The organism is Novosphingobium sp. BL-A-28-Hi1-0D (assembly GCF_055521755.1).
On record NZ_CM145502.1, the window covers coordinates 3,199,643 to 3,222,906 of the forward strand.

Below are 23,264 nucleotides of genomic sequence, written 5' to 3' on the forward strand. Positions count from 1 at the left end.
GCGGGATCGACCAGAGGTGAGAGGACACCGGGGTGCGAAGGTGTCGGGGCAGGGTCGCTCCCGCGGACGCATCCGGTCGAACAGGAGACGATTTCTATGCGTGCTACTTTCGGACTGATTGGCAAGACGGCGATGGCCCTCGCGCTTTCGGCCGGCGCACTGTCGGTCACGTCGACCGCGGCTTTCGCCAAGGACAAGGAACCCAAGGCTGAGAAGGTCAGCTACTCCAAGGAATTCGTGGCCGCCGCCGGGCCGATGCAGAAGACGATGACGGCGCTGGACGAAGCCAAAAAGAAGGGTGCCGACGCCGCTGCGCAAAAGGCGGTTCTGGCCAATGCCCCGGCTGAGCTTGCAGCGGCGGAAGCTGCCATCAAGACTCCGCTCGACCGCATGGCAGCCGGTGGCTGGGCGGTCAGCGTCGGCGGCGTGCTGAACGATGTTGCGATGCGCCAGCGCGGCATCCAGAACATGCTCGACAGCGGACAGGTTCCGGCCGCCAACGTTACCGAGTACCAGTTCTACCTCGGCAACTTCGCATATTCGAACAAGGACTACGCCACCGCCGTGAAGGCGCTGACGCCGGTCGTTCAGGCGAACTACAAGGATGACACTGCTGCCGAACTGCTGGCCGATTCCTATGCGCAGCAGGGCCAGAACGTTCAGGCACTCGATGCGTTGAAGATGGCTGTAAGCGCGCGCAAGGCTGCTGCGCAGCCGGTGCCTGAAGGCTGGTTCAAGCGCGCGAACTTGATCGCTTACAAGAACAAGCTTGGGCCGCAGGCGATCGAATGGTCGACCCTGATGGTCGAAAACGATCCGACCCCGCTCAACTGGCTCGGTGCCGGACAGCTGGTGCGCGAGTTCAGCCAGTTCACCAACCAGGAATCGCTTGATCTTGGCCGACTGCTGCTGCGTTCGGGCGGGTTCCAGAACGATGCGAAGTATGTCGAACGTGAATACGTCGAATACATCGAAGCGGCTGACCCGCGTCGTCTTCCCGGCGAAGTGCTCAAGGTTGCGAACATGGGCGTTCAGGCTGGAATCCTGAAGGCGAACGATCCGTTCGTGGCTGACGCTACGAGCCAGGCAAAGGGCCGTATCGCGCCCGACAAGGCCTCGCTCCCGGCGCTCGACAAGGAAGCCCGCGCTGCCAAGGACGGCAAGAGCCCGATGGCCATGGCCGACGCCTATCTGTCGTATGACGATGCAGCGAAGGCTGAGGAGTTCTACAAGATGGCGCTCGAGAAGGGCGGCATTGACAAGGATCGTGCGCTGACCCGCCTCGGGATCGCCCAGCTCGACCAGGACAAGTTCGCTGATGCCAAGGCGACTTTCGCGCAGGTCGGCGGGACCCGCGCAGCCCTTGGTCGTCTGTGGCTCGCCTTTGCAAATACGCAGGCCCAGTGATCGCTGACCGTCAACGACCTGAAAAAGAAAAGGGCGGCCCGCGAGGGTCGCCCTTTTCATTTGCCTTCGGGCCTTTGCCGGGTTCAGGCAGCCGGCGAGAACTCTCCGCTTGCTTCGTCTAGCACGTGCAGGATCCCGTCGGAAATTGCGAAGAACGCACCTCTAAGCCGCAGTTCGCCGCTGGCTTCCTTGCGGCGGATGCAGGGGAACGTGCGCAGGTTAGTGAGGCTGGCACGAACGCCCGCCTGCTCCATCGCGCGCTCTGCCTCACGGCCTTCGGTGCCGTGGTTCGCGACGACTTCCTCGCGAACGTCATCCAGAAGCGCGATCCAGTCGGCAACGAATCCACCTTCGCCAGGCTCAGTCCCCTTGAGGCTCTGCGTCAGCGCAGCCTTGCAGCCACCACACATGCCATGGCCCATGACCACGACTTCCTTGACCTCGAGCACCTGCACCGCAAATTCGAGTGCGGCCGAAACGCCATGGTGCCCGGGATTGGTCTCGAACGGAGGCACCATCGCCGCCACGTTGCGGACGACGAAGATCTCGCCCGGATCGACGTCGAATATCTGTGCAGGGTCCACGCGGCTGTCCGAACAGGCAATGATCATCACCTGCGGCTCCTGCCCCTCGCGCAGTTCGCGCCAGCGTTCCAGCTTTGGGGTCCAGCCATGTTCGCGGAAGCGGCGGTAGCCGGCGAGCAGGCGGTCGAGTTCAGGTGAGGGCTGGGTCATGACTGGGGCTAATGGCCGCATAGATTGGGTCTTTCAAGTGCTGGCGTAACGGCTTATCTGGTCGCCATGAACGAGCCGGCCCAGAACCTCCGCCCCGAACGCCAACGCAAGCCTGACTGGATCCGCGTAAAAGCGCCAACCAGCAAGGGCTACGGCGAGACTCGCGCCCTTATGCGCGAGCTTGGCCTCAACACGGTATGCGAAGAAGCTGCCTGTCCCAACATCGGTGAATGCTGGACCAAGAAGCACGCAACGGTGATGATTCTGGGCGACGTCTGCACGCGCGCCTGTGCGTTCTGCAACGTTAAAACCGGCATGCCCCGCATGGTTGACCCGATGGAACCGCTCAACGTGGCTACCGCAGCCGCGAAGATGGGGCTTGAGCACATCGTCATCACATCGGTCGATCGGGACGACCTGCCGGATGGCGGGGCAGGTCATTTCGTAAAGGTGATCAAGGCCCTGCGCGAACTTACGCCCAACACCACCATCGAGATTCTCACGCCGGACTTCCGCAACAAGATGGAAGCTGCGGTCGAGTCGATCGTCGAAGCCGGGCCGGACGTCTATAATCACAACCTGGAGACCGTACCGCGGCTCTATCCGACCATTCGCCCCGGCGCGCGTTACTACGCCTCGCTGCGCCTGCTGGAGCAGGTCAAGCGCCACGATCCGCGCATCTTTACCAAGTCCGGCATCATGCTCGGCCTGGGCGAAGAGCGGCTCGAGGTTCATCAGGTCATGGACGACATGCGCTCGGCGCAGATCGACTTCCTGACCATGGGGCAGTATCTCCAACCTACTCCCAAGCATGCCAAGGTGATCGACTTCGTCACGCCCAAGGCTTTTGAGGCGTATGGCTCCATCGCTCGCGCCAAGGGCTTCCTGCAGGTCGCGGCCAGCCCGCTGACCCGGTCGAGCTATCACGCTGGCGACGATTTCCGGCAGATGCGCGCAGCACGCGATACGCAACTGGCCAAGCTCGCCCAGAAAGCCGAAGTACAGGCCTGAGCTTGCCCCGCATAACCGAAACCCGCACGCTGCAATGGTCGGCCGAACAGATGTTCGACCTCGTTGCTGACGTGCGCCGTTATGGCGAGTTCCTGCCCTGGGTCGTGGCAACGCGTATCAAGTCCGACAGCGAACACGAGATGATCGCTGACATGCTGGTCGGCTTCAGCGCCTTGCGTGAAAAATTCACGTCGCGCGTGCTCAAGGAACGGCCCCGTTCGATCAAGGTCGAGTATATCGAAGGCCCGCTCAAGCGGCTCGAGAACGACTGGACCTTTCGCAGCAATCCGGATGGGGGCTGCACGATAGAGTTCTGTGTCGATTTCACCTTCCGCAGCGCCATCTTCGAGAGGCTTGCAGGCCAGTATCTCGACGCAGCGTTCCGCAGGATGGTCGCCGCGTTCGAGAAGCGTGCGGAACAGCTCTACGGCAGCAACAGCTCCAGCGCGGTCAGCGTCGCCTGAAAGCGCACTTCGGCCCGGGTGCTGGCCGTATCGAACAACTTGAGTTCGGCATTTGTCGCCTCGGGGTCCTCGCCCCGCTTGGCGCAAGCAAACACGACGGTGCCGACGGGCTTCTGCTCTGTTCCGCCATCGGGTCCGGCAACGCCGGTAATGGCCACCGCCACATCGGCGCCGGACTTCTTCAGCGCACCTTGCGCCATAGACCACGCTACCGCGATCGACACGGCACCGAACGTGTCGATAAGGTCTTCCGACACCCCGAGCAGCTGATTCTTTGCCTCGTTCGAATATGTGACGAAGCCGCGATCGAGGACGGCCGAACTGCCCGGCACTTCGGTCAACGCCGCAGCGACAAGGCCGCCGGTACAGCTTTCCGCAACAGCTACCTTGCGGCCGATTGCGGCATTTTCTTCAATGACCCGGCGCGCGAGATCACCGATTTCGGCGGGAAGCAGACTGTCCATGGGCATGATCTCAGGCTGCCGGCTTGCAGATCGGGAAGGACGATGCCTTACCGGGCTTCGGCTTGTCAGCCAGCACGAGAACGAAAGTGACGAGTTCAGCCGTGTTTTCCGGGGGCAGCGGCGAAAGCAGGCGGACGCCACGCTCGATTGCCGTGCACTGATCGGGCTTGATTTCGCCGCTCACCAGTTCGCTGACCATTGCCTCGACGAAAGGCTGCACCGCATTGTCGGGCAGGTTCTTCATCATCTCGGCCATTTTCGGGTCCTTGCTCGAGCCGAGCTTGAGGAACGCCGTCTTGGCCATCGGCCAGTTATCGTTCTTCCGCGCAGCATAGCGGCCCAGGAACTCGCTGCCGCGCGTCGCGAAGTATCCGTTTGAGGACAGATGTGGCTTGCAGCTCTTTATGGTGCCGTCAATTACCGAGGGCAGTGCGTATCCGACGAGGGCCGTCACCTCGCTCTCGCTCAGGCATGGTGCAACGTCCGTCGCTGCATGGGCGACCTGTCCCTGGGCCATGGCCATGAATGCCAGTGCTGCAGCGGCTCTACGATATGACATCATGATTCGTCTGCTCCTGCTGCGTTCAGCGGGCAACGACTGTTGCCACGGCCTGTGCCGCGATACCTTCGCCTCGGCCGGTCAGGCCCAAGCGTTCCGTGGTGGTCGCCTTCACCGAGACGGCGGCCAAGTCAATCCCGAGAATCCGGGCAAGCGCTTCACGCATGGCGGATTTATGCGGTCCGATCTTCGGTGCCTCGCAGATGATCGTCACATCCACATTGGCGATCTCGTAACCTGCTTCGCGCGCAAGATGAGCGGCATGCGCCAGAAAACGGTCAGACGAAGCACCCTTCCACTGAGGATCGGATGGCGGGAAATGATCGCCAATATCGCCCAAAGCGACTGCGCCAAGCAGTGCATCGACCAACGCGTGAATTGCTACGTCGGCGTCTGAATGCCCGGAAAGGCCTTTTGCGTACGGCACTTTAACCCCGCAGAGCCAAAGTTCCTCACCCTCGACAAGCCGGTGAACATCAAAACCCATGCCAGTGCGGGGCGCGCGTATCATGTCCTGCTCCTCGAGATCGGCGGCAAACGTAACCTTGCGCAGGGCTTCATCACCGGGTGCAAGCAGGACTTCGTGCCCAGCTGCGACCGCCACTTGGGCATCATCGCCTGCATCCAACTCGCCTTGCCAGCGGCGGTGAGCATCGAGGATTGCGCTGAAGTTAAAGGCCTGCGGAGTCTGGACGCGATAAAGCTCTTCGCGTTCGACCTTTCCGGACATGGCATCGCCGGCGCCACGGATCATGCTGTCGACGACTGGAAGAACGGGAATGGCGGCAACGCCGCGCAGCAAGGCTTCCATCAGTCCGCCGATCACCGCTTGTGACAGCAAGGGCCGGGCAGCGTCATGGATCAAGACTTGCGCGGGAGCGTCAGCCTCCAGTGCTTCGAGCGCAAGTCGGACCGAAGCCTGCCGGGTCTCGCCACCGAGGACAAAGCGAACACCCGCCAGACCATTCAGTGAATTCGCCGCAATTTCTTCCCAACCTTCGGGAATCGCAACCATGATGGGGCGGACACCTGCTTCCACCAATGCTTCGACAGAGTGGCGCACCAACGGCTTTCCTCGCCATTGAACGAACTGCTTCGGCACCGTTCCGCCTGTTCGCAGACCTTTGCCTGCAGCGACGACAACGGCAGCGGTCGATCTGATGGAAAGAGGGAGGGGTTCGGTCATCCGCCGGGCCTCTACCAGCGACGTGGGGGCAGGAGCAACAGCGCAGACCAAGCGACTTGCCGTTTCACCTTCAATCGACTAAGCGCTGCCTGTTTTTTAGGCAGATTGATCCCGATGTCCGAAGTGCCCGCTCCTCCCGTGCTGAAGCCCATTCACGTCGGCTCCGTCGAGGTCGATTGTCCCGTCGTGCTCGCGCCTATGACGGGCGTATCGGACCTGCCTTTCCGCACGATCGTCCGCCGGTTCGGTTCGGGGCTCAACGTCACCGAGATGATCGCCAGCCCAGCGGCTATTCGCGAAACAAGACAGTCGATCCAGAAGGCTGCGTGGCATCCGATGGAGGAGCCTGTCTCGATGCAGCTCGTCGGCTGCGATCCGGCGCAGATGGCGGAAGCGGCCAAGCTGGTCGAACAGCAAGGCGCCGCGATCATCGACATCAACATGGGCTGTCCGGTGCGCAAGGTGGTGAACGGCGACGCGGGTTCGGCCCTGATGCGTGACATTCCACTGGCGACCCGGCTGATCGAGGCGACGGTCAACGCGGTCAAGGTGCCCGTCACGGTCAAGATGCGCATGGGCTGGTGTCACGACAGTCTCAATGCCCCGGAACTTGCGCGCATCGCCGAAGATATCGGTGCGAAGATGATTACCGTCCACGGCCGAACCCGCAACCAGATGTACAAGGGCAATGCCGACTGGGGCTTCGTGCGCCGGGTCAAGGACGCGGTCACGATCCCGGTGATCGTCAACGGCGACATATGCGGCATCGAGGACGTTGCCACGGCGGTCGAGCAAAGTGGTGCCGACGGGGTGATGATCGGGCGTGGGTCATACGGGCGGCCGTGGCTGCTCGGCCAGATCATGCACTGGCTGGCTACGGGCGAGCGCATGGAAGATCCAACTCTACCCGAACAGTACGCGCTGATCGTGGAACACTACGAGGCAATGCAGGAACACTACGGAACCGTCACGGGGGTCAACATGGCCCGCAAGCACATCGGTTGGTACACCAAGGGTCTCCACGGATCGGCCGACTTCCGCAACAAGGTAAACTTTATCGACGACCCCAAGGTCGTCCTATCCAACCTTGCCGAATTCTACGGCCGGGCCATCGAGCACCAGCTCGCCTCCGGATCGACGGGTCAGCGCGAGGCGGCATGATTGCTCTTCCGGACTGGCGGCGGACGGAGCCCGGGCAGAAGCCCGATCCCAAGCGCGTTGTCGCCAGCCTGCCGCTCGCCTTGTTGCAGCTTGACCCTGATCTCATCGTTGCTTCGGTCAACCCGGCTGCGGAGCAACTCATGGGGCAGAGCTACCGGCGGCTTGTCGGCAAGTCGGTCGCGGAGCTTTTCGAGTTCGAGGAACCGCTGATCTTGGGCCGTCTTGCCGATGGGGAGGCCCACCTGTTTGCACGCGGAGTTGGCGTGCGCATCATGGGGCAACCCTCTCGCCGCTTTGACGTGATGACTAGCCCAGTGACCCACTGTCCGGGCTGGCAATTGCTGATGCTTCACGAGGGTGTCGGGGTCGAGGCGCTTTCGGGCGACGGGCATGGAGCAGGGGGCGGGGAGGGCGTTGCCCTGCGCGCGCCTGAGGTCCTGGCCCATGAAATCAAGAATCCGCTTGCCGGGATCCGCGGTGCTGCCCAGTTGCTCGACCGCAAGCTCAATGAGCACGACCGGGCGATGACCGGCCTGATCACTGCAGAGGTCGACCGCATAGCCAAGCTGATCGACCAGATGCAGTCGCTCTCGCGCCGCAGTGCCGAGCCAGTCCAGCCCTGCAATCTGCATGAAGCCGTCAGGCGGGCACAGGCCGTGCTTGCTGCGGGACATCCGTCCGATGTCGCCATCGAGGAAGAGTTCGATCCCTCGCTCCCGCCGGTCATGGCCAATCCGGATTCGCTCGTGCAGGTTCTGCTGAACCTGCTCAGCAACGCACGCGAGGCGTGCCAGAACCAGCTCAATCCGGGGATCGCGGTACGCACCCGCTTTGCCAGCGGCATCCAGCTTCACGCTGGACCTGGCGGCAAGCCGCTGCGTCTGCCGATCGAACTGCGTGTTTCCGACAACGGTCCCGGCATCGATCCGACCTTGCGCGACCACATCTTCGAGCCGTTCGTGACGGGCAAGAAGAGCGGCCAGGGGCTTGGTCTTGCGCTCGTGCAGAAGCTCGTCCGCGAGATGAATGGCCGCATCACCCATGACCGCGATGAAGCCAAGGGCCTGACCCACTTCCGCATTCATCTCCCCGTTGCCGGGACGGTGCCCAGATGACGAAACGCGTACTGCTTGTCGAGGATGACGCCTCGATCGCCTTGGTGATCACCGCTGCTCTCGAAGCGGAGGGCTTTGCCATCGACCGCTGCGACTCCGTGGCTGGCCGAGACCGTTTCCTTGCGCAGAACGACTATCGCCTGCTGCTGACCGATGTGATGCTGACCGACGGTGACGGGATCGAATCGCTCGGTCCTGTGCGCGATGCCCATCCTTCGATGCCGATCATCATCCTTTCGGCACAAAACACGCTCGACACTGCCGTGCGGGCCAGCGAGACTGGCGCGTTCGAGTACTTCCCCAAGCCGTTCGATCTCGAAGAACTTGTCCGCACGGTGACGCAAGCCATCGGGAAGGCGGAAGCAGCGGAAATCGACGTACCGCAGGACGTGACGCAAGGCCTGCCACTGGTCGGTCGAAGCGCGGCGATGCAGGCGGTCTATCGCATGATCACCCGCGTACTGCGCAATGATCTGACCGTGCTGATCCTCGGCGAATCCGGGACTGGCAAGGAACTCGTTGCCGAAGCGATCCACCAGTTGGGCAATCGCCGCGCTGGCCCCTTCGTCGCAGTCAACACCGCCGCTATTCCCGCCGAGCTTATCGAGAGCGAACTGTTCGGCCACGAGCGTGGCGCGTTTACCGGTGCAGTCGTCCGCTCGATCGGCAAGTTCGAACAGGCGAGCGGCGGCACGCTGTTCCTCGATGAAATCGGCGACATGCCGATGCAGGCGCAGACGCGGCTGCTGCGAGCGTTGCAATCTGGCCGCATCCGCCGCGTCGGCGGGCGCGACGAGATCACGCTCGACTGCCGCATCGTGGCAGCGACGAACCGCGATCTCCTGCCGATGATCGCCAATGGCACCTTCCGTGAAGACCTCTACTATCGCCTCGCGGTGGTCCCGATCGAGCTTCCGCCGTTGCGGGAGCGTGCGGACGATATCGAAGCGCTTTCACGCCACTTCCTCGCCAGCGCCGCTGCCGAGGGCTTACCCCGCAGGCAGTTGACGCAGGCCGGTGCGGACTTGCTTGCGCAGCAGCCCTGGCGTGGCAATGTCCGTGAATTGCGGAACTTCATATATCGTCTGGCGCTGCTCGCGCGCGAAGAAGTTATCGATGCCGCCTCCATCGAACCGCTTCTTGTGCATACGGAAAGTGGCGCGCAATCGCGCCTTGCACCCGAATCCGCGAGCCCTGCAAGCCCGAGCGACATGGCCACCGCCGTCAGCCACTGGCTCTCCACCAACGCACCACCACAAGGCGAGGTCTATGACGCTGCGCTGGCAGCGTTCGAACACCCGCTGTTCGTTTCGGTCCTTGCGCAGACAGGCGGAAACCAGCTGCGTGCAGCGCAAATACTCGGCATCAACCGCAATACCTTGCGCAAGCGGCTTTCCGATCTCGGCATAGCGCCAGAGGAGTACGCCGCCCGCGATTGATGCCTTGCCGCAGGGCTGATGTAGCCCGTCGGTTTCCTCTTGCATTTTTGCAACAGTAGTGTTGTGACCATGCAACGATGCCGCAGGAAGAGAGAGTCACGGTCCGCCGAATGCCGCGCTGGTACAGGCGCGTTCTTGTAAGCCTGCGCCGCGCCAACGTGTTTTTCCTGCTTGAGGTCGCAGCCTCCACCATTCTCGCTCTAATGCTGGCCGTCAGTTGGCTGACGGTGACCGCATCGAGCACCGAAGGACAGATCCTTCCGTCGCGGCTTACGTCCAGCTTGCTGATCGGCACGCTGGTTCCGGCAATGGCACTTCTCGTTCTGGCCGGTCGTCGCCTCGCCATCCGGCGCGCTGCCAAGAGCGTCCTGGGCTCCAGCGGGCGGCTTCACGTACGTCTGGTCTGGCTGTTTTCCCTGATTGCCGCGATCCCGACCCTGCTTGTCGTGGTCTTCGCATCTCTGCTGTTTCAGTCCGGCGTCGAATTCTGGTTCTCGGATAACTCCCGCGGCATGCTGGAAAACGCCAACAAGCTCGCGCGTGGTTATTATGAGGACAAGCTGCGCGACGTCGGAAACGAGACTGTCACCATGGCGGGTGACATCCGCGACTACCTGGATCAGGCCCCGATCACATCCACCGAGTTTGCGGAAGGCTATTCATTCCAGGTCCTGAGCCGACAACTCAACGAATCCGCCATTCTGGAACGCACGCCTGACGGAACTTTGCGCACCGCTGCGATCGTCGATCCGGAAAAGACCGATCGCCAGCAGCGCGTGACGCTCGCCGACCTCAAGCGGCTTGATGCAGGCGAGGCTGTCGTTGTGCGCGCATCGGCTGAACGTATCGAGGCGGTGACCCCCATCGACAAGAACAGGGGAATCTACCTCTTCGCCGCGCGGACATCCAATGCGCTCGCCCTCGAGCAGTGGGAACGCGCGCAAACCGTGCTCAAGGCCTACGACATGCTGACGACCCGGGCGAGGGCGCTACAGTTGCGCTTCAATCTTGCCTTGTTCGGCGTCAGTCTTGCGCTCGTCGGTGTGGCGGTGTGGGCCGCGTTGCGCTTTGCGGACCGGCAGGTTGCGCCGCTGGCCGAACTTGTGTCCGCGGCGCGCACCATCGGCAGTGGCAATTTCGCGATGCGGGTGGCGCAAAGTAGCGGCACCGATGAAGTCGGCCTCCTTGCCCGCGCGTTCAATCGTATGACCCGGCAGCTCGAAGGGCAGACTCAAGCACTCGTCACCGCGAATGCGCAGCTCGAAGTGCGTCGCGCATTCATCGAGGCGGTACTCGAATCGATTACTGCCGGCATCGTCTCCATCGGGCGTGATGGCGCCGTACAACTCATCAACTCCTCGGCCCAGCGTGTGCTGCTCGCCGATGGGCCCTCAAGCCCGATCGGCCGCCCCCTGGGCGAGGTCTCCCCTGTGCTTGCGCAACTCGTTGCATCAGGGCAGCCCACCAATGTCATCCAGTACCCGGTCCGTGGTGACTTGCGGACGCTGGCCGTCCGTGTGGTGCAGGACAGCAACGGCCATGTGATCACGTTCGAGGACATTACCCGCCAATTGCTCGACCAGCGACGCGCGGCCTGGTCGGACGTTGCCCGCCGCATCGCCCACGAGATCAAGAATCCGCTCACCCCGATCCAGCTCGCGACGGAACGACTGCGTCGCCGTTATGGCCGCCAGATCGAGAACGATCCCGAATTGTTCGAGGAACTCACCAGCACGATCATCCGGCAAGTGGGTGATCTGCGAAAGATGGTCGACGAGTTCTCCTCGTTCGCACGCCTGCCCAAGCCCGTGTTTCGTGCAGAGGATGCCAGCGACCTGGTCCGCCAGTCGCTGTTCCTTCAGGAAGTGGCTCATACCTCCATCGATTTCAGCTTCGCGTGCGATGCAACCTCGATGCCGATCCAGTGCGATCGGCACCAGTTCGGCCAGGTCATGACGAACGTTCTCAAGAACGCGGTCGAAGCGATCGAAACCCGTGCCAAGAGCGAGGACGTCGACTATCGCGGCCGGGTGGCGGTCACGCTCGCAGGCGATCACGAGACGGTGACGGTAAGTGTGACCGACAACGGAATCGGCCTGCCGGCCGAGAGAGACCGCATCCTCGAGCCTTACATGACCACGCGCGAGAAGGGCACTGGCCTCGGCCTCGCCATCGTCCACAAGATCGTGGAGGAACACGGCGGCGAAATGGCCTTCACGCCCGAACCGGGCGGCGGCACCCGCGTGACCATGCGCTTCGCCCGCGATCCGCTTTCAACTTCAGACGCTCACGCCGAACAGGACTGACAGGACCCCCGCCATGGCACTCGACATCCTCATCGTAGACGACGAACGCGATATCCGCGAACTGGTCGCAGGCGTGCTCTCCGACGAAGGCTACGGCTGCCGCCTCGCCGCAGACAGCACGTCGGCACTCGCGGCCATCGACGAGCGGCGCCCAAGCCTCGTGCTACTCGACGTGTGGCTACACGGCAGCCCGATGGACGGCCTCGAAGTTCTCGACGAGATCAAGAAGCGCGAGCCGGAACTGCCCGTGATCATCTTCTCCGGTCACGGCAACATCGACACGGCTGTCTCGGCGATCAGCCGTGGCGCAATGGACTTCCTCGAGAAGCCTTTCGAGGCAGAACGCCTGCTGCTGCTGGTCGAGCGGGCAACCGAAACGGAACGGCTGCGCCGCGAGAACGCGCAGTTGCGCCAGGGCTTTGCCATGGCGGAGGAGTTCACCGGCAACAGCTCGGCGATCAACCAGGTCCGCGCCACGCTCAAGCGCGTTGCCAATACCGGCAGTCGTCTGTTGATCACCGGGCCCGCAGGATCAGGCAAGGAAGTCGCGGCGCGCCTGCTCCACTCGTGGAGCCCGCGTGCGCAAAGCCCGTTCATCACGGTCAATTCGGCTCGCATCACGCCAGAGCGTTTCGAACAGGAACTGTTTGGCGAAGAAGTGGACGGCAAGCTCGTGCGTGCGGGCCTTCTCGAGATGGCAGATGGCGGCACGTTGTTCCTGGACGAAGTCTCGGACATGCCCGCATCCAGTCAGGCCCGCATCCTGCGGGTGCTGACCGAGCAATCCTTCGCCCGCGTGGGCGGTCATCGTCAGTTGCGGGTCGATGTACGCGTCGTATCGTCGTCGTCCCGCCCGCTAGAGAAGGAAATCGCCGAGCGCCGCTTCCGTGAAGACCTCTATTATCGGCTCAATGTCGTCCCAGTTGCGATCCCCTCTCTGACCGATCGTCGCGACGACATTCCGGCTCTGGTCGACCACTTCTTCACCCGTTACGCCAACGAACAGGGCGTAGCGCCACCCGCGATTTCGCCAGAAGCCATGGCCGCGCTGCAGAGCTACGACTGGCCGGGCAACGTGCGCCAGCTGCGCAACGTGGTGGAGCGCACGGTGATTCTTGCCCCGCGTGACAGGCTGGCACGGATCGACTCCGACATGCTGCCCTCCGAAATCGTGAGCACACCGATCGGCGGAGAAACGGGTGGGTCAGCGCTGATGGGCGTGCCACTGCGGGAAGCCCGCGAGAACTTCGAGCGCGAGTATCTGAAGGTTCAGATACGGCGCTTTTCGGGCAATATTTCAAAGACGGCCAGCTTCATCGGGATGGAGCGCTCGGCCCTTCATCGCAAGCTCAAGCTCCTCGGAATGGCAGAGCGACGGGATGACGAAGAAGAGGAGTGATGCCGACTTCAGGATTGTGAATACGCATTAAATCGGAACCCTGTGCATTTTCCCATGTTTACGGATGGGGCGCGGGGACATAAACTAGTCAATGAACCCGGCCCGAGTGTTGCTGCACGAAGGCCAGATCGCGAAGACCCGTTACCGGGTCGAGCCAATATAAAACGGAGTCACGTGAAATGACCGGCAAGACGCTTTCCGCCCGCCCTCGGCCCAAGGCCGAACCTGCCCCAGTTGCAGACACTCCGGCGCCGGTATCCGGCCCCACGGGCGGAAAAGGGCAGAATCTCCAGGACCTTTTCCTGAACCACCTGCGCAAGAACAAGATTCCCGTCACGATGTTTCTTGTGAAGGGCGTCAAGCTGCAGGGCATCGTCACGTGGTTCGACAACTTCTCGATCCTGCTGCGCCGCGATGGCCAGTCGCAGCTGGTCTACAAGCACGCGATCTCCACGATCATGCCCGGACAGCAGCTTTCGGTTGCGCACTTCCAGTCGGGTGGTGAAGAAAACGGCAAGAAGGCCCGCCTTCTTCAGGAAGTTTTCCTGTCCAGCGTCCGCGATTCCGGCGTCCAGGTCACGATGTTCCTCGTGAACGGCGTCATGCTTCAGGGCAAGGTCGCGTCCTACGATCTCTTCTGCATGCTGCTCGAGCGCGAAGGCTACGTCCAGCTCGCTTACAAGCATGCCGTTTCTACAATTCAGCCTGCCGGTCACGTTGATCTTACCGGCGACTGGGATGGCGAGGATTCCTGAGCACCTTTGAATTTGGCAACAACACCGGCGAAGTTGCCGGTGAAGTCACCCGTGGCGCGCGCGCCGTAGTCGTCCTCCCCGACATAAAGCAGCGGGGAGGGGGGCTGGGCATCGACGCCGAAGCCCGGCTCGAAGAAGGGCAGGGGCTGGCGCGCGCAATCGGCATCGAAGTGGTCGATGCCTTCATTCTTCCAATCCGTGCGGTCAAGCCTGCGACGCTGTTCGGCGAAGGGCAGGTCGAGCGCATCGGCGTTGCCTGCAACCAATCGGACGCGGAACTGGTCATTGTTGACGGCGCGCTCTCGGCAATCCAGCAACGCAACCTTGAGGACAAGCTCAAGCGCAAGGTCATCGACCGGACCGGGTTGATCCTCGAAATCTTCGGCGAGCGTGCCGCAACGGCTGAAGGCCGCTTGCAGGTAGAACTCGCGCACCTCGATTACCAGGCCGGCCGCCTGGTCCGCTCATGGACACACCTCGAGCGCCAGCGCGGTGGCTTTGGCTTTCTCGGTGGCCCCGGTGAAACCCAGATCGAGGCCGACCGACGCCAGATCCGCGGGCGCATGGCGCGTCTGCGCAAGGAACTCGAACAGGTTCGCCGCACACGAGGCCTTCATCGCGAGCGGCGACAGCGGGCGCCGTGGCCGGTGATTGCGCTGGTCGGATATACCAACGCGGGCAAGTCCACCCTGTTCAATCGCCTGACTGGGGCCGACGTCATGGCCGAAGACTTGCTCTTCGCCACGCTCGACCCGACGATGCGCGCAATCCGTCTTCCGGGCGTCGAAAAGGCCATCCTGTCCGACACGGTCGGGTTCATCTCCGAACTGCCGACCCAACTCGTAGCCGCTTTCCGCGCTACGCTCGAGGAAGTGACGGCCGCCGACGTGATCGTCCACGTTCGCGATGTCGCCAATCCGGCGACGGCTGATCAGAAGGCCGAAGTCGAGCAGATCCTTGCGGACCTCGGTGTGAACGGGGAAGGGGGGCCCCTCATTCCTGTCATCGAGGCCTGGAACAAGTGGGACCTGCTCTCGGACGAAGAGAAGGCCATGCGGCGCGATCTCATCGCGGCCAAGGTATCCGAGGTCCCGGTCGTTCCACTATCTGCGCTTACCGGAACGGGCGTGGATGCGCTGCTGGACAAGCTTGGCGAAATTCTGACGGGCGGCGCTCAGACGCTTGAACTTACAATTCCCCTGTCGGATGGCCAACGCCTCGCATGGCTTCATGCCCATGGCGACATTATTGAGGAAGCGCAGATCAACGCCGATGACACGCCAGCAATGCGCATCAAGGTTCGACTGACCCCGCGAGAGCTTGGGCGGTTTACCTCTCTGACCGCTTGACCGCCTGCCAAAGCGCTTCCTGCTCGTCTAGTGACAGAGCAGCGAAGCGTCCGGCGGCAAGTTTTTCCATGCCACGAAAACGCCGCTCGAATTTGGCGTTGGCATTCCGCAGTGCGTCCTCGGGTGCAACGCCATACTTGCGCACGACGTTCACCGCTGCGAACAACAGATCGCCGGCCTCGTCGATGCGCTCAGCCTCTGATGTAGCAGCTTCAAGTTCACGAATTTCTTCAATGAGCTTCTCGGTCGCGCCTCGCACGTCGGGCCAGTCGAAGCCCTGTCGCACAGCACGCTTCTGGATCTTCTCGGCGCGCATCAAGGCTGGCAGCGCCAGAGCGACACCGTCCATGGTGCTCTGTGCACCCTTGGACGCGCGCTCTGTGGCTTTTGCCGTCTCCCATCGCTCCTCGCGCGATTGGCCTTCGTCCGCTTCATCGCCAAACACGTGGGGGTGGCGCGCTTCCATCTTGTCCGCAATTGCCGCTGCCACATCGTCGAAACTGAAGAGGCCAAGTTCCTCGGCCATGCGCGCGTGGAACACGACTTGGAAGAGCAGATCGCCGAGTTCTTCCTTCAGTGCCGCCATATCGTTGCGTGCGATGGCATCGTCGACCTCGTAGGCTTCCTCGATCGTGTAAGGCGCAATCGTCGCGAACGTCTGTGCGCAATCCCATTCGCAGCCGCGCTCAGGATCGCGCAACCGCGCCATGATGCCGAGCAAGCGAGAGAGATTCGGTGACATTTCGTGTTCCTTCGTCATCTTGTCCATGAGAGCGTGAGGGGGATTTGGTCGATGCTGGAGTCACTGCCCACATAGATTTGATAATAAGTATTATGTAAATTACGTGCTGCGCGCTTGCGGTCCTTCACCATCCAAGCACCGAGAACACGAGCGTCACCGTCAGGATCAAGAAGCCCCACAAGGCTGCCATTCTCAGACCATCAGACAGTCCAATGCGCTGCCCACGCAAGTTGGCCACGACCAGCACGAGCGCCATGGCGATGCCAATAAGCCGGACAACGTCGTCGTTGGTCATGCCGCACTCCTAAAGCACGATTTCCATCCCGTCATAAGCAGGCTCAACGTGATCGGGCGTTTCACCGCAGAGAGTCCGGTAGTCCATCGATTTGTCGAGATGCGTCAGGATGCCGCGCCCCGAACGCGTAGCTTCGATCAGTTCCAGCGCCATTCCCAGGTGCGAGTGCGTCGGATGTGGCTGGCGGCGCAGGCAGTCCACCACCAGGACATCGACCTTGTAGAACAGATCGATCATCTCGGCTGTGATCTCACTGAAGTCCGTCGCATAACCGATTGTTTTTCCGCCTTGATCAAAGCGATATGCTGTCGACTGCGCAGGACCGTGCGGCATCTGGCAATGGGCGATCCCGATGCCGCAGATCATGCGAACGCGGTCCAGATTGTCGAGTTCGCAGATCGTGTGATAACCATGCTGCCCGGCAAAGACATAGCCGAAGCGCTGGCGCAGCCGCCGCACTGTTTCCGAAGCTGCATATCCCGGGATCGGTCCGCCACGACCGTAGCGCAACGGACGCAGGTCATCGATGCCGTGGCAGTGGTCGGCATGGTCATGCGTCCACAGCACACCGTCGACGCGATCGATATTGCACGCAAGAAACTGATGGCGCAGATCCGTCGGCGTATCGACCAGCAGACGGCTGCGGTCTTCGCCTTCGACGACAATCGCCACCCTTGTTCGTCGGTTCTTGGGCTCGCTGGGGTCGCAATCGCCCCAGTCGTTGCCGATGCGCGGGACACCGGTCGACGTGCCGGAGCCGAGAATCGTCAGCTTCACAGGCGCGCCTTGCTGAACAGGCGGAAGAAGTTGGCGCCAGTCGTGTCTGCCAGCGATTCAACGCTCGTACCGCGCAAACCCGCCACGAACGCGCAAGTATCGGCCACATATGCCGGTTCACACGTCTTGCCGCGATGCGGCACCGGCGCAAGGAACGGCGCATCAGTCTCTACCAGCAGGCGATCTTCAGGAAGTTTGGCAGCTATCGCCTGCAAATCCTTGGCATTCTTGAATGTAACAATGCCAGAGAGTGAAATCGAGAGTCCAAGTTCCAACATTCTTGTCGCAAACGGAGCCGAGGCGGTGAAGCAGTGGATCAAGGCGGGGAAGCACCCCTTCCCCATTTCCTCTTCGATTATCCGGATTGTGTCCTCTTCGGCATCGCGGGTGTGGACGATCAGCGGCAGGCCAGTATCGCGCGCCACGCGGATGTGGACGCGGAACAGGTCCTGCTGCACTTGCCGGTCGGAGTGATCGTAATAGTAGTCCAGTCCGGTCTCGCCGATGCCGATCACGCGGGAATGCGCGGCCGCTGCGAGCAGCGCGCTCTCACCCAGATCGGCGTGGGCATCAGCCTCATGCGGATGGATGCCGATGCTCGCCCAGACATCGGTCTCGCGCTCGGCAGTGGCGACAATGTCTGCCCACTCACGCTCTCGGGTCGAGATATTGAGGAAACCGCGAACGCCGCTTTCCCTTGCGCGATCAAGAACCTTCGCCTGATCCTCGACCAGACCCTTGTAATTGAGATGGCAATGGGAATCGATCAGCATCATGCCGAGGCATCCTCCGCAGGCAGTTCAAGCCTGGGGAATGCTGGCACTGGCTGCGTCAGCCGCTCACCGGTTGCCACCCGAGCCAGATACCAGTCGGCATCGGTCAAGGCTGCAAACCCGCGCGCGTCCGCCGGAATGCCGATCTGGTCCAGCACTCGGGCCGCCGAAGACGGCACGACCGGCGCGATCGCGATAGTCAGATCGCGGATGGCCATGAACAGCGTCAGCAGCACTGCCTTCATCCGATCGGGATCGGTCTTCCGAAGCGACCAGGGCGCCTGCTCGTCGACATAGGCATTGCAGGCAAAGACAGCGCGCATCCACGCGTCAATCCCGGCCGAGAAGTTCAACGCACCAAACTCGCGCGGCAATTCCTCACGGCAGGCATCGAACACGGTCGCCAGCAGGGTGTCATCGGCCTCGACAGTCTCGAACTTCTGAAGTTCGCCATCCATGTTCTTGAAAATCATGGAGAGCGTACGTTGGACCAGATTCCCATAGCTGTTCGCCAGTTCGGCATTGCAGCGCGTGACGATGGCTTCGGGCGAATAGGAACCATCCTGCCCGAATGCCACCTCGCGCATCAGGAAGTAGCGCAGTGGATCCACACCGAAGCGTTCGGCCAGATCGAGAGGGTCGGTCACATTGCCAAGCGACTTCGACTCCTTCAGTCCGCGGTTGAGCAGGAAGCCATGGCCGAAAACCTGGCGCGGAAGTTCGATCTTCGCGCTCATCAGGAATGCTGGCCAATACACCGTGTGGAACCGTACGATATCCTTGCCGATCAAGTGGAGGTTCGCAGGCCAATACCTTGCAAAGTCTCCGCTTTCATCGGGAAATCCAAGGCCGGTGATGTAGTTGGTCAGGGCATCGACCCACACGTACATCACGTGCCCGTCGCTGCCCGGCACCTTCACGCCCCAGTCGAAGCTGGTCCGGGAAACCGACAGGTCGCGCAGGCCACCTTCGACAAAGCGCATCACCTCGTTGCGGCGGCTGTCAGGCTGAATGAACTCGGGGTTCTCGTTATAGAGCTTCAGCAGCGGCTCGGCGTACCTGGAAAGGCGGAAGAACCAGCTTTCCTCGACGGTCCATTCAACCGGCGTTCCCTGAGGCGAGAGCTTCTCGCCCCCTTCCCCGACAACCAGTTCGCTCTCGTCGTAGAAGGCCTCATCTCGGATCGAGTACCAGCCTTCGTAGCGATCGAGATAGAGATCACCACTCGCTTCCATCCGCCGCCAAAGCTCCTGTGTCGAAGCGTGATGGCGCTCTTCGGTGGTGCGGATAAACACATCGTACGACACGTTAAGTTCATCGCACATCTTGATGAAATACGATGACATTTCATCCGAAAGCTCGCGCGGCGACACGCCCATCTCGCGCGCCTTCTGCGCCATCTTCAGCCCGTGCTCATCCGTGCCGGTCTGAAACCGCACGTCACGGCCCATCGCCCGCTGAAACCGGGCGATAACGTCGGCGGCAATCGCTTCATAAGCATGGCCGATGTGTGGCTTGCCGTTGGGATAGGAAATGGCGGTGGTAATATAGAAGGGTTCGCCCATCGGGCCGGTCGCTTTCTCGAACTGTCTGGTGTCCTGGGAATCCGGACGCCTATCGCGCCCCTTCCCTAGTCGGCGCAGCCGATGCCAGCAAGGAGCCGATTTCCATCATCAGCATACCAGGATCGAAGTTGTAGATCGGTGCCTCGCCCGCAAGCCTGACCAATCGGGCATGGGCTTCGGCCAGACGCAGCCTGCCAGCATCATCCACTCTCGGCAAAGCCCCGACCACGGTCATCCGCGCTGCCTCGATCGCGGCAGCAAGGCGTTCACGGTCAGGCCGTGCACCGATCGCGCTCGACAGCGCACCGCGCAACGACAGGTCATGGTCGCCATGCTCGATGATACGCGCATAAAGCGCCTGCGCTTTGCCTAGATCCTGCTCGGCAAAGGCCAGCGCGGCCCCGGGCGATCCACCTGCGACTGCCAGCGCCGCCCGACGCGTCTCGCTATCCAACCCCGGTGCTGCCACATCGAGCGCGCGCGCAACATCCGCATCGGCCAATGGATGGAACCGCACGACCGTGCACCGTGATCGAACCGTCGGCAGCAATCGTCCCAAAGCGTGTACGACAAGCAGAAAGAACGTACCGACCGGCGGTTCCTCAAGGCTCTTTAGCAGAGCGTTGACCGCACCTTTCTCAAGCAAGTCAGCTGAATCGATGATCACAGCGCGGCGCCGCCCAAGAGTCGGGCGCGTGGTAAGCCTGCGCTGGATCTCTCGCACCTGATCGACCGAGATGTTGCGCTTGAGAAGATAAGGCTTCCCGTCGTCGCGCTTCTTGGCCTCGTCATCATTGGCGGGCAGCGGTGACAGGGTGAGGATATCGGGATGCGATTCCACCGGTGGCTGCGGCACGCCCGGCTCGGCCACAAGCTCTGCCGCCGCGCTTCGGGCAAAGCCCGCCTTGCCCAAACCCTCGCGTCCGGCAAGAATCCAGCCATGATGCATGCGCGCGCCCGCGATGGCCGAGCGCCAGATGCGCCATGCCGCATCGTGTCCGATCAGATGCGGATCGCTCACAGGAAACGCTCCACCAGAGCTGACATCACGCGCGCATGAACTTCCGAAGGCGAACCTTCGGCATCGATCAGGGCAAAACGATGGGGCTCAGCCTGAGCAAATTCCCTGAACGCAGCCGCCACTCTCGCGTGATAGTCTGCACCGCGCCCGCCGATCCGGTCAGCCTGTCCGCCATCGCGCAGGGCAAGCCGCTCCGCCGAAACTTCCGGACGCACCGCAAGTAGCACCGTGAGATCGGGCAACAGTCCCTCGCTGCCGATCCGATGCAAGTCCATTACATCCGCGTCCGAAAGCCCTCCACCGCCACCTTGATAGGCTCGGCTGCTGTCAACGAACCTGTCACAGACCACCCAGGCACCGCGCGCCACGGAAGGACGGATCAGCTTCTCGACGTGATCTGCTCGCGCCGCTGCAAACAGTAAAACCTCGGCTCGCGCCCCCCAGCCATCGCCTTCGGTGCTGAGCAGCATAGACCGGATCGCCTCGGCGCCTGCTGTTCCGCCAGGTTCGCGCGTGGTCACGACATCGAGTCCGCGAGAGCGAAGTGCTTCGGCCAGAAGCCTGCCTTGCGTCGATTTCCCGACGCCTTCGCCACCCTCCAGCGCGATGAACCGCCCGGTCACAGGCCCACCAGCCCCAGCGCCCCGTCGCGAAGGCGAGAGAAGGCGCCACCGCGTCCGACATCGACGCCAGCCACCAGCGGCAGCACATGCACAGGCTCGCCCGGCACGCGGACCAGCAGGCTCGCCACCGTCTCGCCCTTGGCAATCGGGGCCTTGAGCGGCCCCTTGTAGCGCACGGAAAGCGTGTACTTCGTAGCCGCGCCACGCGGCATGGTCACCGTCAATTCGCGCGGAGCAACCAGCGGCACCGTGCGCTCGTTCCCGCCCTGCACCGCCGCAGTGCCAACGCTCGTTCCTTTCGCGAAAAGTCGCTTGGCGTCCCAGGCCGCGAAGCCCCATTCGATGAAGGCGCGCGACTGGTTGGTCCGGTCTATCGGCCGGTCGTATCCACCGAGCACCATGACCATACGCCGTCCCCTGCGCTCGGCCGAACCGACAAATCCGTATCCGGCCTCGTTGGTGAACCCGGTCTTCACTCCGTCAGCCCCTTCGACGTGACCATAGAGTGGATTGTGGTTGGGCTGGGTGATCCCGCCCCAGGTCATCTGGGAATGGCCATAAAAGCGACGATAGAGATCGGGGAAGCGCGTCATCAACGCCCCGCTCAACGTGGCGAGATCAGCAGCGGTCACATATGTCTGCCCCTCGTCCATCCACCCGTTTGGCGTGTTGAAGTGGCTGTCGCGCATGCCGAGATCCGCAGCCGCTCCATTCATCAGCGCGGTAAACGCCGAGACCGATCCGGTTGCCCCCTCTGCCAGCACCACGCAGGCGTCGTTGGCGGATACGGTGACGATCCCCTCGATCAACTCAGCCACCGTCGGCTGCGCTTCGGCGGGCAGAAACATTGTGCTGCCGACATTGCGCCACTTGCGGAAAGTTTCGCGCCGGATCGGGATGCGCTGGTCGAGCCGCAGCTTGCCCTTGGCGATCAGGTCGAATGCCACATAGCTCGTCATGATCTTGGTGATCGAAGCAGGTACGAAGCGCCGGTGCGGATCGCGTGAGAACAGCACCCGTCCAGAACCGACATCGACCATCAACGCTATCGGCGCATCGATACGAGGCATGCTGGCGAGCGGATCGACCACCCCCGTCTGGTGTGCAGGTGCCTCGGGCGCAGCGGCCTGAACCGGCATTCCCGCCAGCGCCACAACCATTGCAATCGTCACGAACTTCAGGCGCAAGAACAGTCCCCGGACAAATCAGGCCGCCCAGCGCCATCAGGTCAAGGCGCGGTCACGACCCTTGCGTCGGCATAGCCGCCAGCGCGAACCTTCGCCAGCGCCGCATCAGCTTGTCCACGGTCCTTATGGGGGCCAACCCGCACGCGCCACAATTTGCCCGACGCTGTAACCGATCCGCCCACCGCCTTAGCCGACGCCTCTGCGCGGGCACGCGTCGAGTATGCGCCGACCTGAACGTAGAGCGCCTTGCTGGAAGCTGTAGCGGGTGCCTTGACCGGCTCTGCAGGCTTGGGCGGTGCGGCCGGTTTGGCAACAGGTTTGGCTTCATCCTTGGCAAGCGGCTTCGGCTCGACCTTTGCCGGCGCAGGAGTCGCAACTTCCGATACGGCAGGCGGCACCACCGCAATCCCCAGCTTGCGCTTGAGCGCAACCAGCAATCCCGGCGGCGTATCCATCCGCGCCGGAGCCTGGCCGCCACTGCGCAACAGCGTGCGCTCGGCTTCGGGCGGATTGACCCGGCGCACACGCACGGGCACCCGTGCGCCCGGCGTTGCTCCCAGTTGGGCCCAAGCCCCGGTCGAAAGCGACACAAGATCGCTCCCCGTCATCGGCCCACGCTGCGTCAACCGAACGAGGATCGTCCGGCCCGTTTCCAGCGATGTCACTTCGACATAGCTCGGCAAAGGCAAGGTGCGATGCGCGCCACTCACCCCGTCGCCTTCACCAACCTGCGCATAGCCGACCGAATCATAGTTCATCACATCGACAGGAGTGTAGGTCACGCCATCGACCGTGAACGGCGCGCCCAGCACCATCGGGTAATCTCCCGCTGGTCCGCGCGAAGTTGCCTGCGCAGGCGGGGCTTCACGGGCAACCCCCGGGCCTTGAATCGCAAGGAGCAATGTCGCAGCAATCGCGATGCGGCTCACTGA

23 protein-coding genes are annotated in these 23,264 nt (G+C 62.4%); 10 read left to right on the forward strand and 13 right to left on the reverse strand.

Translation table 11 applies throughout. The features are described 5' to 3' along the window. The first annotated feature begins 96 nt into the window (after nucleotides 1–96). The gene (locus ACZ1JW_RS15475) at nucleotides 97–1,407 is read left to right on the forward strand and encodes a hypothetical protein (RefSeq protein ID WP_465125909.1); all 1,311 of its coding nucleotides are present in this window, start codon (nucleotides 97–99) and stop codon (nucleotides 1,405–1,407) included. A gap of 83 nt (nucleotides 1,408–1,490) precedes the next feature. Here ACZ1JW_RS15475 and ACZ1JW_RS15480 read toward each other — a convergent pair whose 3' ends face one another. After that, complete coding sequence (locus ACZ1JW_RS15480) at nucleotides 1,491–2,141, reverse strand: carbonic anhydrase (RefSeq protein ID WP_465141229.1); 651 nt, start codon at nucleotides 2,139–2,141, stop codon at nucleotides 1,491–1,493. A 66-nt stretch (nucleotides 2,142–2,207) separates the two neighbouring features. Between ACZ1JW_RS15480 and lipA the strand changes: the two genes are divergently transcribed. Both lipA and ACZ1JW_RS15490 read left to right on the forward strand, forming a co-directional pair. Then, nucleotides 2,208–3,152: a lipoyl synthase gene (gene lipA / locus ACZ1JW_RS15485; protein WP_465125907.1), complete on the forward strand. Its 945-nt coding sequence runs from the start codon at nucleotides 2,208–2,210 to the stop codon at nucleotides 3,150–3,152. 2 nt (nucleotides 3,153–3,154) lie between these two features. Next, nucleotides 3,155–3,616, forward strand: coding sequence for a type II toxin-antitoxin system RatA family toxin (locus tag ACZ1JW_RS15490; protein WP_465141230.1), 462 nt, complete (start codon nucleotides 3,155–3,157; stop codon nucleotides 3,614–3,616). Here the strand turns inward: ACZ1JW_RS15490 and ACZ1JW_RS15495 are convergent. From ACZ1JW_RS15495 to ACZ1JW_RS15505, 3 genes are read right to left on the reverse strand one after another with little or no spacing between them, the layout of a single operon-like run. Continuing rightward, nucleotides 3,577–4,080: a CinA family protein gene (locus ACZ1JW_RS15495; protein WP_465125905.1), complete on the reverse strand. Its 504-nt coding sequence runs from the start codon at nucleotides 4,078–4,080 to the stop codon at nucleotides 3,577–3,579. The genes ACZ1JW_RS15490 and ACZ1JW_RS15495 overlap by 40 nt on opposite strands. A gap of 10 nt (nucleotides 4,081–4,090) precedes the next feature. Further along, the gene (locus ACZ1JW_RS15500) at nucleotides 4,091–4,642 is read right to left on the reverse strand and encodes a hypothetical protein (protein WP_465125904.1); all 552 of its coding nucleotides are present in this window, start codon (nucleotides 4,640–4,642) and stop codon (nucleotides 4,091–4,093) included. Between the two features lie 22 nt (nucleotides 4,643–4,664). Continuing rightward, nucleotides 4,665–5,825 carry a bifunctional 2-C-methyl-D-erythritol 4-phosphate cytidylyltransferase/2-C-methyl-D-erythritol 2,4-cyclodiphosphate synthase gene (locus ACZ1JW_RS15505; RefSeq protein ID WP_465125903.1) on the reverse strand — a complete coding sequence of 387 codons (1,161 nt, stop codon included), beginning with the start codon at nucleotides 5,823–5,825 and terminating at the stop codon, nucleotides 4,665–4,667. A gap of 114 nt (nucleotides 5,826–5,939) precedes the next feature. Between ACZ1JW_RS15505 and dusB the strand changes: the two genes are divergently transcribed. The 7 genes from dusB to hflX all read left to right on the forward strand — a co-directional run bounded on the left by dusB (nucleotide 5,940) and on the right by hflX (nucleotide 15,349). After that, nucleotides 5,940–6,986 (forward strand): tRNA dihydrouridine synthase DusB, encoded by a 1,047-nt coding sequence (gene dusB, locus ACZ1JW_RS15510; protein WP_465141231.1) that lies wholly within the window; start codon nucleotides 5,940–5,942, stop codon nucleotides 6,984–6,986. Next, the gene (locus ACZ1JW_RS15515) at nucleotides 6,983–8,101 is read left to right on the forward strand and encodes a two-component system sensor histidine kinase NtrB (RefSeq protein ID WP_465125901.1); all 1,119 of its coding nucleotides are present in this window, start codon (nucleotides 6,983–6,985) and stop codon (nucleotides 8,099–8,101) included. The genes dusB and ACZ1JW_RS15515 overlap by 4 nt, the downstream gene beginning before the upstream one ends. Beyond that, nucleotides 8,098–9,540 (forward strand): sigma-54-dependent transcriptional regulator, encoded by a 1,443-nt coding sequence (locus ACZ1JW_RS15520; RefSeq protein WP_465125900.1) that lies wholly within the window; start codon nucleotides 8,098–8,100, stop codon nucleotides 9,538–9,540. The genes ACZ1JW_RS15515 and ACZ1JW_RS15520 overlap by 4 nt, the downstream gene beginning before the upstream one ends. A gap of 77 nt (nucleotides 9,541–9,617) precedes the next feature. Next, a complete protein-coding gene (locus tag ACZ1JW_RS15525) occupies nucleotides 9,618–11,846 on the forward strand; it encodes a sensor histidine kinase (protein WP_465125899.1) in 2,229 nt (742 codons plus the stop codon). A 13-nt stretch (nucleotides 11,847–11,859) separates the two neighbouring features. Continuing rightward, a complete protein-coding gene (gene ntrX, locus ACZ1JW_RS15530) occupies nucleotides 11,860–13,245 on the forward strand; it encodes a nitrogen assimilation response regulator NtrX (RefSeq protein ID WP_465125898.1) in 1,386 nt (461 codons plus the stop codon). A 179-nt stretch (nucleotides 13,246–13,424) separates the two neighbouring features. Continuing rightward, nucleotides 13,425–14,000 carry an RNA chaperone Hfq gene (hfq, locus tag ACZ1JW_RS15535; RefSeq protein WP_465125897.1) on the forward strand — a complete coding sequence of 192 codons (576 nt, stop codon included), beginning with the start codon at nucleotides 13,425–13,427 and terminating at the stop codon, nucleotides 13,998–14,000. Continuing rightward, entirely contained in the window at nucleotides 13,997–15,349 is a 1,353-nt protein-coding gene (gene hflX / locus ACZ1JW_RS15540; RefSeq protein ID WP_465142790.1) for a GTPase HflX, read from the forward strand. The genes hfq and hflX overlap by 4 nt, the downstream gene beginning before the upstream one ends. Here hflX and mazG read toward each other — a convergent pair. From mazG to ACZ1JW_RS15585, 9 genes are all read right to left on the reverse strand, one after another. Next, on the reverse strand, nucleotides 15,330–16,118 hold the full coding sequence (gene mazG / locus ACZ1JW_RS15545; RefSeq protein WP_465141232.1) for a nucleoside triphosphate pyrophosphohydrolase: 789 nt from the start codon (nucleotides 16,116–16,118) through the stop codon (nucleotides 15,330–15,332). The genes hflX and mazG overlap by 20 nt on opposite strands. 97 nt (nucleotides 16,119–16,215) lie before the next feature. Next, the gene (locus ACZ1JW_RS15550; protein WP_465125895.1) at nucleotides 16,216–16,386 is read right to left on the reverse strand and encodes a hypothetical protein; all 171 of its coding nucleotides are present in this window, start codon (nucleotides 16,384–16,386) and stop codon (nucleotides 16,216–16,218) included. 9 nt (nucleotides 16,387–16,395) lie between these two features. Further along, on the reverse strand, nucleotides 16,396–17,163 hold the full coding sequence (locus ACZ1JW_RS15555) for an MBL fold metallo-hydrolase (RefSeq protein WP_465141233.1): 768 nt from the start codon (nucleotides 17,161–17,163) through the stop codon (nucleotides 16,396–16,398). Beyond that, nucleotides 17,160–17,936, reverse strand: coding sequence for a TatD family hydrolase (locus ACZ1JW_RS15560; RefSeq protein WP_465142791.1), 777 nt, complete (start codon nucleotides 17,934–17,936; stop codon nucleotides 17,160–17,162). Before ACZ1JW_RS15560 ends, ACZ1JW_RS15555 begins: the two co-directional genes overlap by 4 nt. Then, the gene (gene metG / locus ACZ1JW_RS15565; protein WP_465141234.1) at nucleotides 17,936–19,501 is read right to left on the reverse strand and encodes a methionine--tRNA ligase; all 1,566 of its coding nucleotides are present in this window, start codon (nucleotides 19,499–19,501) and stop codon (nucleotides 17,936–17,938) included. Before metG ends, ACZ1JW_RS15560 begins: the two co-directional genes overlap by 1 nt. 49 nt (nucleotides 19,502–19,550) lie before the next feature. Beyond that, nucleotides 19,551–20,450, reverse strand: a complete 900-nt coding sequence (locus tag ACZ1JW_RS15570) for a DNA polymerase III subunit delta' (protein ID WP_465142792.1) — start codon at nucleotides 20,448–20,450, stop codon at nucleotides 19,551–19,553. A gap of 68 nt (nucleotides 20,451–20,518) precedes the next feature. Then, nucleotides 20,519–21,145 (reverse strand): dTMP kinase, encoded by a 627-nt coding sequence (gene tmk, locus ACZ1JW_RS15575; protein WP_465141235.1) that lies wholly within the window; start codon nucleotides 21,143–21,145, stop codon nucleotides 20,519–20,521. Next, nucleotides 21,142–22,317, reverse strand: coding sequence for a D-alanyl-D-alanine carboxypeptidase family protein (locus tag ACZ1JW_RS15580; RefSeq protein WP_465141236.1), 1,176 nt, complete (start codon nucleotides 22,315–22,317; stop codon nucleotides 21,142–21,144). Before ACZ1JW_RS15580 ends, tmk begins: the two co-directional genes overlap by 4 nt. Before the next feature lie 56 nt (nucleotides 22,318–22,373). Next, a complete protein-coding gene (locus ACZ1JW_RS15585) occupies nucleotides 22,374–23,261 on the reverse strand; it encodes an SPOR domain-containing protein (protein ID WP_465141237.1) in 888 nt (295 codons plus the stop codon). Nucleotides 23,262–23,264: the final 3 nt, after the last annotated feature.